This is a genomic window from Streptomyces sp. NPDC127177 (genome assembly GCF_042672475.1).
In the GTDB taxonomy this organism is placed as follows: domain Bacteria; phylum Actinomycetota; class Actinomycetes; order Streptomycetales; family Streptomycetaceae; genus Streptomyces.
Genome location: NZ_JBHXUW010000022.1, coordinates 66,472 through 82,414 on the forward strand (window position 1 = coordinate 66,472; position 15,943 = coordinate 82,414).

Consider the following 15,943-nt stretch of genomic DNA (forward strand, 5'->3'; position numbering starts at 1 on the left):
GCTTCACAGCTCCTTTCAGGCCACTACTCAGGCCGCTACGAGATAGGAAAAGACCGATTCGAGGGATTCGTCGGACGGCGAAACGGTCAGCAGCCGGATGCCCTGCTCGCGTGCCACCTTCGGCAGCAGCGTGGTGAAGCGTCCGAAGTCGACCGCCTGGATGCGCAGGGCCTGTTCGCTCAGGTCCACCTCGATCCCGGCCGTCGACGGGTCGGCGATGAGCGCGGCGGCGAGCGCCCGGTCGTCGCTGGACCGTACGAGATAGCGGTGCGGGCGGTCCGTCATCAGCCGGCGGATCTTCCGGAAGTCTCCGGACGCTGCGTGCCGTCCGGCCACGATCACCTCGATGTGCGAGGCGAGTTGCTCGACCTCTTCGAGGATGTGGGAGGAGAAGAGCACCGTGCGCCCCTCCGCTCCCATCCGTCGCAGAAGCTCCATCAGCTGCATCCGCTGGCGCGGGTCCATTCCGTTGAACGGCTCGTCGAGCAGCAGAACGGACGGGTCGTGGACCAGCGCGGAAGCCATCTTCACGCGCTGGCGCATGCCCTTGCTGTACGTCGAGATCTTGCGGTCCTGCGCGTACTCCATCTGGACCGTGGACAGCGCGGCCGCCGCCTGGGCGTCACCGAGACCGTGCAGTTCGGCGTTGGCCACCACGAATTCGCGACCGGTCAGGAAGTCGTACATCCCCTCCCGCTCCGGCACGATGCCGATCTGCCGGTAGACGGCCTCGTTGCGCCAGATCGTCCTGCCGTCGAGCGTGACCGTGCCCGTCGACGGGGCGAGGAATCCGGCCATCATGTTGATCAGCGTGGACTTGCCCGCGCCGTTGGGGCCCAGCAGCCCGGTGACACCCGGCCCGATGTTCATGCTCACGTCGTTGACGGCGACCACGTTGCCGAACCAGCGGGAGGTGTGGTCGATCTCGATGGTGGTCACAGCCCGACCCTCCGGTAGCGGCGCATCAGTACGGCGTACGAGCCGGCGATGAGTGCGAGAACAACGATCAGATAGACCACTCCGGCGCCGGCGCCCGGTCCTTCGCCTCCGGGGAAGGCGGAGGTGGCTCCGAGGAACGCGGTCTGCACACCGTCGATCAGCGTGATCGGGGAGAAGAGCCCGAGCCACGGGACCGCTCCGGTGGACCCCGTCGACCAGGCGATGCCCTGGACGGTGGAGACCGCGCCGTACGAGATGGTCAGCACGGCGATCACCGCGGCGACACCGAAACCCCGGCGCGGGGTGAGCGCGGCCATCACGAGGCCGAGACCGGCGAAGAGCACGGAGAGCAGAGCCACCGACACCATTCCCTGGGCGAACCACTTGGTCTGGTCGCCGAAGTCGAACTTCCCCAGCAGGGCGCCCGCGTAGAGGATGACGAGCGGCGCACCGGTGAGGACGAAGAGTGCGGAGGCCATGGCTGCGAACTTGGCGATGACGTAGTCGCCGCGTTCGATCGGCCGGGAGAAGTACAGCGGCACACTCTTGAAACGAAGGTCCCTGGAGACCGACTGAGGTGCCTGGGAGGCGAGGAACAGACCGATGACCGCCTGCAGATAGACCGCGTACGAGGTGTACTTGACCGGCAGCTTCGTCGAGTCGGGGATGTTGATGGCCACCGCCACGATGATCGCGGCGACCAGGCACATCACGCCGAACAGCAGCATCGGCAGCACCTTGGACTTGGCCGACCGGCCGAGCCCGAAGGAACCGCGCAGGGACTGCGAGTACAGCGAGCGGCGTGCGTAGGCACGGCCGAGGCGCGGGCCGTCGTAGGCGCGGTAGCCGATGTTGTGGATCCGGGAGGTATCGCTCCCGGTGGCGGCGCCGGTCTCAGTGCTCATCGCTACCGCTCCCCTTCTGCTGTACGGCCCCGGCGCCCACGGGCGCGTTCTGCGCCACGGCCTGGGCCGCCGCCGGTGCCTCTTCGGTACGGAAGACCTCGGCGATGTGGTGGCGGCGCTGTTCCATCCGGACGAGCCCGAGGCCGAGGTCGGCGACGCTGTCGCGGACGATGTCGTACGTCTCCTCGCCGGTCGCCTCGATCAGCAGGATGTGGCCGGCACCAGGCAGCCCCTCCGCGTCCACACCGTCGAGGCCCACCAGCTTGATCCCCGTACCCGTGAGGGCCCGGCGCAGGGCGTCGGTCCCGTCGGGGTGGGTGTCGCTGTCGGTGACCTCGACCGCGAGGGTCGTGGTGGTCTGGGTGAAATCGCTGGTGGAGCTGGAGCGCAGGAGCGCGCCGCCGTCGATGACGACGACGTGGTCGCAGGTGCGTTCCAGTTCACCCAGGAGGTGCGAGGTGACCAGGACGGAGATACCGAAGTCGGTGTGCACGCGCCGGATCAGGCCGAGCATCTCGTCGCGGCCGACCGGGTCCAGGCCGTTGGTCGGCTCGTCGAGCAGGACCAGCTGCGGGTCGTGGACCAGGGCCTGGGCCAGCTTCACCCGCTGTTTCATACCGGTCGAGTACCCGCCGATGGGCCGGTAGCGCTCCTCGTACAGACCGACGTGGCGCAGGGTGTCCGCGGTGCGCTCGCGCGCCGCGGTGGGCGGGAGCCCGGACATCCGCGCCATGTGGACGACGAACTCGGTGGCCGAGACGTCGGGCGGCAGGCAGTCGTGCTCGGGCATGTAGCCGACCCGTTCCCGGATCGCGGCGCCGCTGGTCGAGACATCGAGCCCGAGCACCGCGGCCCGGCCCTCGGTGGCGGGAGACAGACCCAGCAGGATCTTGATCAACGTGGACTTGCCGGCTCCGTTGGCGCCCACCAGCCCGGTCACACCGGGGCCGATGTCCAAGGACAGCCGGTCAAGCGCGGTCACCCTGGGGAACCGCTTGCTCAGGCTTTCGGTCGCAATGACAGTCACGTCATCGACGGTAGTGGTGCGGGCCACACCGGTCGTCAGACCTGGCGGTTGGATTCTCGTCAGACTCCAGATGTACGGACCCGTAGGGGGACCCCGCGAAGGAGGAGGCCGGGCGCCGGACGGGGCGCCGGTCCGGGCTGTCCACAGGCCCGTCCCGCGCGTTGTCCACAGGCCCGGCACCCCCCTTGACGTAGCCGCCGGACATTGTCACATTCATCAGTGTCACGTTACGGGCACGTACCGCAATCGGCAGGGAACGGACGGTGGCATGGCCTCGCGAGTGATCGACGAACGGGCCCCGGAGCTGCGGGGGTTCAGAGACGTGCAGCGTCTCGCGTACGCCTGCGCGGAAGCGGTCGCCGCCCGCCTGAAGCCGGGAGTGACCGAGCGGGACGCCGCCCGGATGCAGCGCGAGTGGCTGCGAGAGCGCGGAGTGCGGGACTGGTTCCACCTCCCCTTCGCCTGGTTCGGGGACCGCACGGCCTTCACCGGCTTCAGAGTGCCGACGCAGTTCTTCCCGACCGGCCGGCAGCTGGAGCCGGGCATGCCGTTCGTCCTCGACATGGCACCTGTGTACAAGGGATTCACCGCGGACATCGGCTACTCCGGCTGCCTCGGGCTGAACCCGCTGCACGACAGACTGCTCGCCGACCTGGAGGCCCACCGCGAGCTGATCCTGCGCGAGGTGCGCGAGCGACGGCCGCTGCGCGAGATCTACGAGAGCGTCGATCGCCTCATGGTCCGGCAGGGTTACGCCAACCGGCACCGCGCCTACCCCTTCGGCGTCATCGCCCACAAGGTCGACCGTGTCGCCGAACGGCGCTGGTCGCCGCAGGTGTTCGGGTTCGGTACGCAGTCGCTCAAGGGCCTGCTGAGTGACGCGGTCCACGGGCACAGGAACGGCTGGTCGCCGCTCTGGAGTCCGTACCGCTTCTCCGACCATCCCCCGCAGCCGGGCCTGTGGGCGGTCGAACCCCACCTCGGATTCCGGGGTACCGGCGCGAAGTTCGAGGAGATCCTGGTCGTCACCGACTCACGGGACCCCGAGCAGAGCGCCTTCTGGCTGGACGACGATCTGCCGCATGTGCGGCGCTGGGCCGAGGAGAGGGTTGCGGCATGAGTCTGCGGGATCTGCCGGGAGCGCGCGAGCGCCGGGTGGCCACGGGCGGTATCGAGCTGAGCGTCGTGGAGCTGGGCGAGGAGACGCATCCGACGATCGTGCTCGTGCACGGCTACCCGGACAGCAAGGAGGTCTGGACGCAGGTCGCCCGGCGGCTGGCCGAGGAGTGGCATGTCGTGCTGTACGACGTGCGCGGTCACGGCGGTTCCACGGCGCCCGTTCCGCTGCGCGGGGGTTTCACCCTGGAGAAGCTGACCGACGATTTCCTGGCCGTCGCGGACGCGGTGAGCCCCGGCCGGCCGGTGCATCTGGTCGGGCACGACTGGGGCTCCGTCCAGGCCTGGGAGTTCGCGACGGTCAGCCGCACCGAGGGCCGGATCGCCTCCTTCACCTCGATGTCCGGTCCCTCCCTGGATCACTTCGGGCACTGGATCAAGCGGCGGATGGCACGTCCCACCCCGCGCCGGATCGGCCAACTGCTGGGCCAGGGCGCCAAGTCCTGGTACGTGTACATGCTGCACACGCCGGTCCTGCCGGAGCTCGCCTGGCGCGGCCCGCTGGGAAGGCGGTGGCCCGGGATCCTCCAGCGGCTGGAGAAGGTGCCGCCGGGCGACTACCCGACGGCCTCCCTGCCCGACGACGCGGCGCACGGGGCCTGGCTCTACCGCGACAACGTCCGTGCGAGGCTGCGCAGGCCGCGCGCCGACGCCTACGCGCATGTGCCGGTGCAGCTCATCACGCCGACCGGTGACATCTTCCTGTCGGAGCAGCTCTACGACGAGCTCGAGTCATGGGTACCGCAGTTGACCCGGCGTACGCTGCCGGCCAAGCACTGGGTGCCGCGCACCAGGCCGGACCAGTTGGCTTCCTGGATCAACGAGTTCGCCGCCGCCAACGAGACGGCCCTGCAGTCCGGTGTACCGGTGCGCGACACCGCGCCGAAGGGTGCGTACGCGGACCGGTTCGGCGGACAGCTCGTTCTGGTGACGGGCGCGGCCGGCGGTATCGGCCGGGCCACGGCCTTCGCCTTCGCCGAGGCGGGCGCCCGTGTGGTGGCGGTGGACCGGGATGCGGAGGGTGCGGCCAGGACGGCGGAGCTGGCACGGCTGATCGGCGCCCCGGCCGCCTGGGCGGAGACGGTCGACGTGGGCGACGAGCAGGCGATGGAGAAACTCGCCGAGAAGGTCGCCGCCGAGTACGGAATCGTCGATGTGCTGGTCAACAACGCCGGGATCGGCCTGTCCGGCTCGTTCCTGGATACGACCGGCGCGGACTGGAAGAACGTCCTGGACGTCAATCTCTGGGGCGTCATCCACGGCTGCCGGCTCTTCGGCAAACAGATGGCCGAGCGCGGGCAGGGCGGTCACATCGTCAACACCGCTTCTGCCGCCGCGTATCAGCCCTCCCGGGCGCTCCCCGCATACAGCACGTCCAAGGCCGCCGTACTGATGCTCAGCGAATGCCTGCGTGCCGAGCTCGCCGAGAAGTCGATCGGGGTCAGCGCGATCTGCCCCGGCATCGTCAACACGAACATCACCGCCACCACGCACTTCGCCGGGGCCGACGCGGCGGAGGAGAGCCGGCTGCGGAAACGGACGAGCAAGCTGTACGGGGTCCGCAACTACCCGCCGGAGAAGGTCGCCGAGGCGATCCTGCGGGCGGTCGTGCGTAACCAGGCCGTCGTCCCGGTCACGCCGGAGTCCCATGCCGCCCGGTTCCTGTCCCGGCTCAGCCCCGGCACGCTGCGCGGCATCGCCCGGCTGAAGCCGCCGCTGTGACCGGCCCAGGGCCGTCGGTCCCGGCCGGGCGGGCGGGCGCCGAGTACCGGATCGAGGACCTGGCCCACGCCAGCGGTGCCACGGTCCGCACGATCCGCGCCTACCAGGACCGCGGTCTGCTGCCGACCCCGGAGCGGCGGGGCCGCGCCAACGTGTACCGCGACACCCATATCGCCCGCCTCCGGCAGATCGCCGATCTGCTCGACCGGGGCTACACCCTCGCCAGCATCAAGGAGTTGCTGGAGGCGTGGGACACCGGCCGCGGCCTCGGCGGGGTGCTCGGACTCGTAGTCGAGGTGCACGGTCCGTGGACCGACGAACGGGCGGACCGGATCACCCGCGCCGAACTGGACGCGAAGTTCGGCGGCACCCCGGACGAACAGGCCGTCACGGAGGCGGTGGAGCTCGGTGTGCTCGAACGGATCCCCGGGCGCGAGGACGAGTTCCTCGTACCCAGCCCACAGGAGCTGGCCGTGGCGGTGGAGTTGTACGCGGCCGGTGTGCCGCTCGGCGCAATCTCCGGTCATCTCAGGGAGCTTCGAGGGCAGGTCGAACAGATAGCCTCCCGCTTCCTGGAGTTCACGACGGAGCACGTTTTCGCTCGCTATCTCGGCCATCGTCCGCCGACGGACGCGGATGCGGCCGAGGCAGCCTCCATGGTGCGCAAGCTCCGCCCACTGGCCCAGCAGACGGTGGACGCCGAACTCGCCCGCGCGATGCGCACGTTCGCTGCCAGGCACCTTGAGCACCACCTCACGGCGGAGCAGCCGTTCGCCCCCGGCCCGGCCGGACAGCCGCCGGTTCCGGTCGCTCTACCGCCCGGGACAATCGCCGCCGTGGAGAGCCTGGTTGGCCGCGCCAACACGTCGGCGTTCATCACGGCTGCCGCAGAACGCGAGGTACAGGCACGGACATTGGACACACTTGCCGCATCTAGCTTGAATGCGGGGCAAATTGATCAAACAGGTTAAATAGCAAGGCTGTTGTCCACAGGATCGTCAAATTACCTGTGGATAACCCGAGTTGGCTGTGGATCAAACCTGTGGACAGAAATTGCTGCTGTGAATTCCGAACAAAATCCGGATGCGCCCGGCCCGCCGTCGCGGGCACTCTGACCGGATGGACGAAAAACGCACCGTCAAGGTGTCGAAGTACCTCTCGAAGCATCTGAGACACCAGCCCGAACGGATCGGCCTCCGGCTCGACGCCCACGGCTGGGTGCCGATCGACGAGCTGCTCGGGGCCACGGCCCGCCACGGCTTCCCGCTCACCCGCGCCGAACTCGACCATGTCGTCGCCTCCAACGACAAGCAGCGCTTCGCCGTCGAGGGGGACCGCATCCGGGCGAGCCAGGGGCACTCCGTCGACGTCGATCTGGACCTGCCACCCGTCGAGCCGCCCGCGTACCTCTACCACGGCACGGTCGGCCGGTTCATGAACACCATCCGGAGCGAGGGGCTGCGGCCGATGGAACGGACCCACGTCCACCTGTCGCCGGACCGGGAGACGGCGACCCGGGTCGGAGCCCGGCGTGGCAGACCAGTCGTGCTGTCCGTGGACGCGGGTGCGATGCACCTGGCGGGCCACACGTTCTGCGTCAGCGCCAACGGGGTCTGGCTCACGGCCGCCGTGCCGCCGGAGTTCCTGCGACTGCCCGGCTGACCGGGCCGGAACTCACGCCGGCGGCCCGTTCACCCGAGCTGGGCGGGGGCCCGCGTCGCGATCTGCTCGAAGAGCCGCTCGTCCGCCACCGCCGCGCTGAACTCCGGACCATCGGCGGGCACGGGCGCATGGATGACGATCTCGGTGAAACCGAGCTCCGCGTACCGGCCCGCGAAGTCCACGAACGCGTCGACGGAGTCGAAGGGACGGCCGCCGCCCCCGGCAGCCTCCGGGTTGAACTCCGGCGTGAAGCCGGTGAGCAGGATCTTTTCGAGCTCGCCCACGTCCCGCCCGGTCTCCGCACAGGCCTCGCCCAACCTGGCGACCTGACCGCGCAGGGCATCGACCGACTGAGCGGCGCTGCCCGTCTCGTACAGCTTCGGATCGCCCGTGGTCACCCAGGCCTCGCCGTACCGCGCGGCAACCCTGAGTCCGCGCGGCCCGGTAGCCGCGACGGCGAACGGCAGCCGTGGCCGTTGCACACACCCCGGCAGGTTCCGCGCCTCGGATGCCGCGTAGAAGTCGCCCTCGCGCGTCAGCCCGGCCGGCTCGCGGAGCAGACCGTCCAGCAGGGGCACGAACTCACCGAAGCGGTCGGCCCGCTCGCGCGGGGTCCACGGCTGCTCGTCACCCCGCAGAAGAGTCGTCGCGTCGAAACCGTTGCCACCCGCGCCGATGCCCAGCGTGATCCGGCCGCCCGAGATGTCGTCGAGGGAGATCAGCTCCTTGGCGAGCGTGACGGGGTGGCGGAAGTTCGGAGAGGTGACGAGCGTCCCCATCCGCAGCCGCGATGTGGCGCACGCCGCCGCGGTCAGCGTCGGAACGGCACCGAACCACGGCCCGTCGCGGAAGGCGCGCCAAGCCAGGTGGTCGTAGGTGTACGCGGTGTGCAGGCCCAGCTCCTCGGCACGCTGCCACGGGAAACGGCCGTCCTCGTGCCAGCGGCGGACGGGGAGGATCACGGTGCTGAGGCGAGGAGTGGGGCTCATGGCCCCGAGTTTACGGCGGAGCGGAGACCATCACTTCTCGGCTGCGCTCGTCGGGAATCGGGGTGCGGAGGAACGCGTCATCCACTGGTTCACGTCCCCGTAGGGCGGTGCGTCCGCGACGAAGCCGAAGGTCCCGTGGTCGAGCACCTCACGCGCTGCCCGGACGAAACCACCAAGTGCCGACCGGGACAGTGTCGAGCCGAGGCTGATCCGGCGTACGCCGCAGTCAGCCAGCGCGGCCACGTCCAGCGCCGGCTTCTGGCTGCCCGCAAGTACGTTGACCGGCCGCCCGACCGAGGCGCACACGGCACGCACGGCAGCCGCTGACGGCAGCGCGGGTGCGTAGAGCACATCGGCGCCCGCCTCCTCGTAGGCCTGGAGGCGACGGATCGTGTCGTCGAGGTCGGGGCGTCCGTAGAGGAAGTTCTCCGCGCGGGCGGTGACGGTGAACGGGAAGGGCAGGCCGCGCGCGGCCTCCACCGCCGCCGTCACCCGGTCCACCGCCTCCGCGAGCGGCCGGACCGGCTCACCGGACAGCCCCGTCGCATCCTCGATCGAGCCGCCCACGAGCCCCGCGTCCGCCGCCGCGCGAACGGTCTCGGCGACGCCCTCCGCGGTCTCGGCGAATCCGCTCTCCAGATCGGCGGAGACCGGAAGCGACGTCGCGGCGACGATCTCACGGGCGTTGGCGAGCACCATGTCGCGATCCAGCAGATTGGCGCCGTCCGGCAGCCCGAGAGCCACCGCGAGACCGGCGCTGGTCGTCGCGAGCGCCGGGAAGCCGAGCCCGGCCAGAACCTGAGCGGTGCCCGCGTTCCACGGGTTGGGAATCACGAAGGGCTCGGGTCCGCTGTGCAGCTCCCGGAACGCGGCGCCCCTGGACCGCAGCTCCCGCAAAGAAAGTCGCATGGTCACTCTCCCCATTCGGGTGGTGGCAATCAGGTGGGTGGAATCGGGTAGTGGAATCGGGTGGTCGGTACCGGCGGTCGGTACGGGTGATCGGTACGGGTGATCGGACCACCTTGTACCAAGCTGCCCGTCCCGGCACAGGGTGAAATCCGATGGCATATGCCGGAGGAATGTTCCCCAGCTCACGGGCCCGGGTACTCAGATGTGCGCCCCTGCGCACGCCCGTGCACTCCGGTACGCGAGAATGGGGCGGTGACCTCAGCTACCGATTCGCCTGACCCTGCCGCTCCCCGGCTGATCGCCACCGATCTGGACGGCACCCTCCTGCGCGACGACAAGACCGTCTCGGACCGTACGGTCGCGGCGCTCGCCGCCGCCGAGGAGGCCGGCATCGAGGTCTTCTTCGTCACCGGCCGCCCGGCACGCTGGATGGACGTCGTCAGCGACCACGTCCACGGTCACGGCCTCGCGATCTGCGCCAACGGGGCCGCGGTGGCCGATCTGCATGCCGACGGCAGGCTGCTGAAGGTCCGCGCGCTGGAGCGGGAGGCCGCCCTCGACGTCGTGCACACGCTGCGCGCCGCCGCCCCCGGCACCTCGTTCGCCGTGGAGCTGGCCACCGGTATCCACTACGAACCGGCCTACCCGCCCTTCCACCTCGACCCCGGCGCCACCGTGGCCGTCGCCGAGAAGCTGCTCCACGAGGAGACCCCCGGCACCGGCGCCCCCGTCCTGAAGCTCCTCGCCCACCACGGCGTGCTGGCCCCGGACGACTTCCTCACCCTGGCCCGTACTGCCGCGGGCGACCGGGCCTCCTTCACCCGGTCCAGCCCCACGGCCCTGCTGGAAGTCAGCGGACCGGGCGTCTCCAAGGCCAGCACGCTGGAGCTGTGCTGCGCCGAGCGCGGTATCTCGCCCGCCGAGGTCGTCGCCTTCGGTGACATGCCCAATGACGTGGAGATGCTCAGCTGGGCAGGCACCTCGTACGCGATGGGCAACGCCCACCCCGCCGCCGTGGCGGCGGCCACCGGCCGTACCGTCACCAACAACGAGGACGGCGTCGCGGTCGTCATCGAGCGGATCCTGGCCGAGCAGGCACTGTCCCGCAGGCAGCACTGAGCAGGCACGGTCCGCAGGCAGCACTGAGCAGACGCTTTCCCGCAGGCAGCTGCTTTCCCGCGGGCAGCAACGCTGAACAGGTGCTCTCTCCCAGGGAGCGCTGAAGCGGGCGCGGGCCGTCCGCACGGCCGGCCCCGGCCTGTCACAGCGGCGCCTGCCACACCACCGTCGTGCCGCCGCCGTCCTCCCCGAGGCCGGGTCCGAACCAACTGGCCCCGCCGAGCGACTCCGCACGGCGGGCCAGGTTCCGCAGCCCGCTGCGCCGGCCGCCCGGCGGAATGCCCACACCGTCGTCGGCGACCGTGAGCCGTACCGCGTCCCGGCCGTCGGGAAGCGTGGCGGTGGCGTCCACGACGACGTCGATCCGGGACGCGACGGCATGGCGGAAGGCGTTGGAGAGCGCCTCCCGCAACGCCGCGATCAGGTTCTTTCCCGTCAGCTCACCGACGGCCCCGCCGACCGGCCCGATGAACCGGTGGGACGGTTTGAAGCCCAGCGGGACCGCCGCCATGTTGATCTCACGCAGCACCCGGGTGCGCAGCCCGGACGGCGCCTCGGCCGGCTCCTGCTGCAACGCGAAGATGGCGGTGCGGATCTCCTGGATGGTCACGTCCAGTTCGTCGACCGCCCGGCCCACGCCGGTCTGCACCTCCGGCACGTCCGACCGGCGCTGCGCGCTCTCCAGCATCATCCCGGTGGCGAACAGCCGCTGGATGACCAGGTCGTGCAGATCCCTGGCGATCCGGTCGCGGTCCTCGTAGACCGCGAGCCGTTCCCGGTCGCGCTGGGCCTCGGCCATCATCAGCGCCAACGCGGCCTGCGAGGCGAACTGGGCGGCGAGGGTGCGCTCCGTCTCCGTGAACGGCCGGTCGCCCCGAGCGCGCGGGGTGGCGAGCGCGCCGAGCACCCGTCCCCCGCTGTGCAGCGGAAGCAGCATGCTGGGCCCGAACCGGTGCGCCAGCCTGGTCATCATGCGCGGGTCGGTCGCCGAGTCGTCCAGGAAGACGGCCTCGCCGGCGAGCAGCGTCCGCACCACCGGGCTCTGCGCCGGGATGATCACTCCGAGCGCCGCGGTCTGCTCCTCGGCGGAGACGGCGACAATCTCCAGCCCGCCGCCCTCGGCCGGCAGCAGCACGATCCCGGCTGCGGAGGCGGCGAGATGGCGGGCCTGTTCGGCGACGACCACGAGCGCGTCGTCTGCGTCGCCGCCGGAGAGCAGGGCCGTGGTCACGGCCACCGAGCCGTCGATCCACCGCTCGCGCTGCCTGGCGGCCTCGTACAGCCGGGCGTTGCCGATGGCGATACCGGCCTCGGTGGCCAGCACCCGCACCATGTGCAGGTCGTAGTCGGTGAACTCGCCCCCACCGTCCTTCTCGGCCAGATAGAGGTTGCCGAAGATCTCGCCCTGGACCCGGATCGGTACGCCGAGGAAGGACCGCATCGGAGGGTGGCCCTGCGGGAACCCGGCGAACCTCGGGTCGGCCGTCAGATCTGCCAGCCGTACGGAGCAGGGGTCTCGGACCAGCGCGCCGAGCAGGCCGAGCTGTCCGTCCGGCCGGTGGCCGATCTCGTCGGCCACCGGCTCGGGAACCCCGTGGGTGACGAAGTCCGAGAGCCCCTTCCCCTCCTCGTCCACGACGCCGATGGCGGCGTAGCGGGCGTGGGCCAGTTCGGCCGCCGTCTCGCAGATCCGGTCGAGCGTGGTGTGCAGTTCGAGCCCGGTGCCGACGGACCGCATGGCTTCCAGCAGCTGCGGTACGCGGGCGGTGAGTTCGGTGGACAGGCCCTGCAGACTGCGGGTCGCCTCCGTCGCGGCCTCGAGCGAGTCCTTCGGGTGGTTCGGGTGCTTCGGGTGCTTCGGGCCCGGCTCTGACATACCCAGAGCGTAGTTAGTACCTTTTATGGGGGAAAGTCGAGCGTCGTTCGGACGCACTCAGACGCGTACGTCCGGCATCCCGCCCGGCGCCCTTACGGTCTCCCGCTCGCGCTCCAGCATCCGGCTCAGCGGGCCGTCCACCGCCACGAGGGCCGCGTACGGTCCGCGCTGCACCACCGCGCCCCCGTCCAGGACCACCACTTCGTCGACGTCCTCCAGCCCCTCGATGCGGTGGGTGATCAGCACGGTCGTACGCCCCCGCGTGGCCGCGAGCAGGTCCGCGGTCAGGGCATCGGCGGTCGGCAGGTCGAGGTGCTCGGCGGGCTCGTCCAGCACGAGTACGGGGAAGTCCGCCAGCAGCGCCCTGGCCAGTGCGAGCCGCTGCCGCTGGCCTCCGGAGAGGCGGGCCCCGTGTTCGCCGACCAGGGTGTCCAGCCCGTCCGGGAGGGCCTCGGCCCAGTCGAGCAGCCGGGCCCGCGCGAGTGCGTCACGCAGTTCCGCGTCCGTCGATCCGGTACGGGCCAGCCGCAGGTTCTCGCGGATGGAGCTGTCGAAGATGTGGGCGTCCTGGGCGCACAGCCCGACGTACCGCCGGACCGCGTCGCCGTCCAGGGCGGAGGCCTCCACCCCACCGAGCCGGTACGTGCCCGCCCGCGCGTCCAGGAAGCGGAGCAGGACCTGGGCGAGCGTGGTCTTCCCGGAACCGGACGGGCCCACGACCGCGATCCGCCGTCCGGCCTCCAGCGTGAGGTCCATGGCGGCCAGGGCGTCGTGCTCCGCTCCCGCGTACCTGGCCGACAGCCCCCGCACCTCCAACGGGAAGGGCGATGCGGGCGCCTCGGCGGGGGTGGCGGGTTCGCGGACCGGCACCGGGGCGTCCAGCACCTCGTACACCCGCTCCGCGCTCCGCCTGACCCGCTGCCGGTACTGGACGGCGAGCGGCAGACCGGTCACGGCCTCGAAGGCGGCGAGGGGCGTGAGGACGACGACGGCGAGTTCCACTCCGGCCAGCCGTCCGTCGGCCACCGCGGGAAGGGCCACGAGTGCGGCGGCGACCACGGTGAGGCCGCCGGTCAGGGCGGAGAGTCCGCCGCCGAGCGCGGCCGCGGCCGCCGCCCGGGAGGCGATCCGGGTCAGGACGCCATCGGCCTCCCGAGTCCTCGCCGAACGCCCCGGCAGGGCGCCCGCGACCGTCAGTTCGGCGGTTCCGCCGAGCAGATCGGTGATCCGGGTCGCCAGATCCGCGCGGGCCGGGGCCAGCCGGCGTTCGGCCTGCCGGGCACAGGCGCCACTGACGAGCGGAACCCCGACCCCGGCCAGCAGCAGTCCCGCGGCGAGCACGATGCCCGCCTCCGGCAGCAGCCAGCCGGTGAACGCGGCGGCTGCCGCACCGACGACGACCGCGGTCCCGGCGGGCAGCAGCCACCGCAGCCAGTAGTCCTGCAGGGCGTCCACATCGGCGACGAGCCGGGAGAGCAGGTCCCCGCGCCGGGTCCGGCGCAGGCCCGCGGGGGCGATGCGCTCCAGGCCCCGGTAGACGGCGACGCGCAGCTCGGCGAGCATCCTGAGCACGGCGTCGTGCGACACGAGGCGTTCGGCGTAGCGGAAGACCGCCCGTCCGATACCGAAGGCGCGGGTCGCCGTCACGGCGACCATCAGGTAGAGCACCGGGGGCTGCTCGGAGGCGCGGGAGATCAGCCAGCCGGAGACGGCCATGAGGCCGACCGCCGAGCCCAGCGCGAGGCTGCCCAGCAGCAGTGCGAGCGCGAGCCGGCCGCGCTGCGCGCCCGCGGACTCCCTGACCCGGGTCAGCACGTGACCGGACCGGGCCGCGGTCTCGCGCAGCACCTCGGGCTCGCGCACCGTCTCGACGCCGGAGAGGTCGTCGCCCGAGAGGTCGTCGGGGGCGCTCGCCGGTCGCGGCACCGGGGCGGAGGCCACGGGCTCGGCCGGTCCGGCCGCCGCGACCGGCTCCAGGCTCACCACCCGGTCGGCGACCGACAGGAGCGCCGGCCGGTGCACCACCAGCAGCACGGTCCGGCCCGCAGCCAGTCTGCGTACCGCCTCGACGATGCCCGCCTCCGTCTCGCCGTCCAGGCTCGCGGTGGGTTCGTCGAGCAGCAGCACCGGCCGGTCGGCGAGGAAGGCGCGGGCCAGGGCGAGACGCTGCCGTTGCCCGGCGGAGAGACCCGTGCCGTCCTCGCCGAGGAGGGTGCCGGTGCCGTCCGGCAGGTCCGTCACGAATTCGTACGCACCGGCGTCGCGGAGCGCGGCCGTCACCGCGCTGTCGTCCGCGTCCGGCCGGGACAGCCGTACGTTCTCCGCGATCGTGCCGGCGAAGAGGTGCGGGCGCTGCGGCACCCAGGCGATCCGCTCGCGCCAGCGCTCGGGGGAGAGGGCCGCGAGATCGGTGCCGCCGACCCGCACCCGTCCCTCGTCGGGCTCGGTGAATCCCAGCACCACGTTCAGCAGGGTGGACTTGCCGACGCCGCTCGGGCCGACCAGGGCAACGGTCTCCCCCTCGTCCACCACCAGCGAGGCCGCGGCGAGGGAGGGCCAGGTGCGGCCGGCGTGCCGGACGGTCACGCCCTCCAGCTCCAGCCGCAGGGACTCCGGAACCTCCTGCGTACCGTTGGTGCGCGGCTCGGTCTCCAGGACCGAGAAGATCTCCTCCGCGGCCGCCAGGCCTTCGGCGGCCGCGTGGTACTGCGCCCCCACCTGCCGCAACGGCAGATAGGCCTCCGGTGCCAGGATCAGCACCACCAGGCCGGTGTAGAGGTCGAGTTCACCGCGCACGAGGCGCATGCCGATGGTGACGGCGACGAGCGCCACCGAGAGTGTCGCCAGCAGTTCCAGGGCGAAGGACGACAGGAAGGCGATCCGCAGGGTGCGCAGGGTCGCCTGCCGGTACTGCGCGGTGATGGTGCGGATGGACCCGGCCTGGGCCTTGGCCCGGCCGAAGACCTTCAGCGTCGGGAGCCCGGCGACGACGTCCAGGAAGTGACCGGAGAGGCGCGACAGCAGCCGCCACTGGCGGTCCATCCGCGACTGGGTCGCCCAGCCGATGAGAATCATGAAGAGCGGGATGAGCGGCAGGGTGACGACGATGATCGCCGCCGAGATCCAGTCCTCCGTGACCACCCGGGCGAGAACCGCCACCGGCACCACCACCGCCAGTCCGAGCTGCGGCAGATAGCGCGCGAAGTAGTCGTCGAGCGCATCGATCCCCCGGGTGGCGAGCGTCACCAGCGAACCGGTGCGCTGCCCGCTCAGCCACTCCGGACCCAGCGCCGCCGCCCGGTCGAGCAGCCGCCCGCGCAGCTCCGACTTGACGGCCGCGCCGGCCCGGTAGGCGGCCAGCTCGGTGAGCCAGGAGACCAGGGCCCGGCCGAGTGCCACCGTCGCGAGCAGGATGAGCGGGGTGCGCAGCCCCGACCCGGTGAGCCCGTCCTCGAAACCGCCCACCACCACTTCGGCGACGAGCATGGCCTGGGCGATGACCAACGCCGCCCCGGCCACTCCCAGTACCACCACGGCCACCAGGAAGAGGCGGGTGGCGCGGGCGTGGCGGAGCAGACGCGGATCGATCGGTTTCACGTGAAACACCCCATGGGACTCG

General features: G+C 71.3%; 12 protein-coding genes. 5 read left to right on the top strand and 7 right to left on the bottom strand.

Features of this window, described 5'->3' with window-relative positions:
- Positions 1-27: 27 nt before the first annotated feature.
- From ACFVJX_RS16100 to ACFVJX_RS16110, 3 genes are read right to left on the bottom strand one after another with little or no spacing between them, the layout of a single operon-like run.
- Positions 28-939: an ABC transporter ATP-binding protein gene (locus tag ACFVJX_RS16100; RefSeq protein WP_384124829.1), complete on the bottom strand. Its 912-nt coding sequence runs from the start codon at positions 937-939 to the stop codon at positions 28-30.
- Entirely contained in the window at positions 936-1,844 is a 909-nt protein-coding gene (locus tag ACFVJX_RS16105) for an ABC transporter permease (protein ID WP_384124827.1), read from the bottom strand. Before ACFVJX_RS16105 ends, ACFVJX_RS16100 begins: the two co-directional genes overlap by 4 nt.
- Complete coding sequence (locus ACFVJX_RS16110) at positions 1,834-2,871, bottom strand: ABC transporter ATP-binding protein (RefSeq protein ID WP_384124825.1); 1,038 nt, start codon at positions 2,869-2,871, stop codon at positions 1,834-1,836. Before ACFVJX_RS16110 ends, ACFVJX_RS16105 begins: the two co-directional genes overlap by 11 nt.
- A gap of 268 nt (positions 2,872-3,139) precedes the next feature.
- Here ACFVJX_RS16110 and ACFVJX_RS16115 point away from each other — a divergent pair, with 268 nt between their 5' ends.
- The 4 genes from ACFVJX_RS16115 (at position 3,140) to ACFVJX_RS16130 (ending at position 7,431) form a co-directional block, all read left to right on the top strand.
- A complete protein-coding gene (locus ACFVJX_RS16115; protein WP_384124824.1) occupies positions 3,140-3,991 on the top strand; it encodes a M24 family metallopeptidase in 852 nt (283 codons plus the stop codon).
- Positions 3,988-5,769: an SDR family oxidoreductase gene (locus ACFVJX_RS16120; RefSeq protein ID WP_384124822.1), complete on the top strand. Its 1,782-nt coding sequence runs from the start codon at positions 3,988-3,990 to the stop codon at positions 5,767-5,769. The genes ACFVJX_RS16115 and ACFVJX_RS16120 overlap by 4 nt, the downstream gene beginning before the upstream one ends.
- Complete coding sequence (locus ACFVJX_RS16125) at positions 5,766-6,740, top strand: MerR family transcriptional regulator (RefSeq protein WP_384124820.1); 975 nt, start codon at positions 5,766-5,768, stop codon at positions 6,738-6,740. Before ACFVJX_RS16120 ends, ACFVJX_RS16125 begins: the two co-directional genes overlap by 4 nt.
- A gap of 148 nt (positions 6,741-6,888) precedes the next feature.
- The gene (locus tag ACFVJX_RS16130) at positions 6,889-7,431 is read left to right on the top strand and encodes an RNA 2'-phosphotransferase (protein ID WP_384124818.1); all 543 of its coding nucleotides are present in this window, start codon (positions 6,889-6,891) and stop codon (positions 7,429-7,431) included.
- Positions 7,432-7,460: 29 nt separating this feature from the next.
- Here the strand turns inward: ACFVJX_RS16130 and ACFVJX_RS16135 are convergent, their stop codons facing one another.
- Both ACFVJX_RS16135 and ACFVJX_RS16140 read right to left on the bottom strand, forming a co-directional pair.
- Complete coding sequence (locus tag ACFVJX_RS16135; protein WP_384124816.1) at positions 7,461-8,420, bottom strand: LLM class flavin-dependent oxidoreductase; 960 nt, start codon at positions 8,418-8,420, stop codon at positions 7,461-7,463.
- Between the two features lie 30 nt (positions 8,421-8,450).
- A complete protein-coding gene (locus ACFVJX_RS16140; protein WP_384124815.1) occupies positions 8,451-9,329 on the bottom strand; it encodes an oxaloacetate decarboxylase in 879 nt (292 codons plus the stop codon).
- A 252-nt stretch (positions 9,330-9,581) separates the two neighbouring features.
- On the opposite strand from ACFVJX_RS16140, the gene ACFVJX_RS16145 reads away from it, so the two are divergent.
- A complete protein-coding gene (locus ACFVJX_RS16145; RefSeq protein ID WP_384124813.1) occupies positions 9,582-10,448 on the top strand; it encodes an HAD hydrolase family protein in 867 nt (288 codons plus the stop codon).
- Positions 10,449-10,590: 142 nt separating this feature from the next.
- Here ACFVJX_RS16145 and ACFVJX_RS16150 read toward each other — a convergent pair whose 3' ends face one another.
- The gene (locus ACFVJX_RS16150; RefSeq protein WP_384124811.1) at positions 10,591-12,324 is read right to left on the bottom strand and encodes a GAF domain-containing sensor histidine kinase; all 1,734 of its coding nucleotides are present in this window, start codon (positions 12,322-12,324) and stop codon (positions 10,591-10,593) included.
- A gap of 57 nt (positions 12,325-12,381) precedes the next feature.
- On the bottom strand, positions 12,382-15,921 hold the full coding sequence (gene cydD / locus ACFVJX_RS16155) for a thiol reductant ABC exporter subunit CydD (RefSeq protein ID WP_384124809.1): 3,540 nt from the start codon (positions 15,919-15,921) through the stop codon (positions 12,382-12,384).
- Positions 15,922-15,943 lie beyond the last annotated feature (22 nt).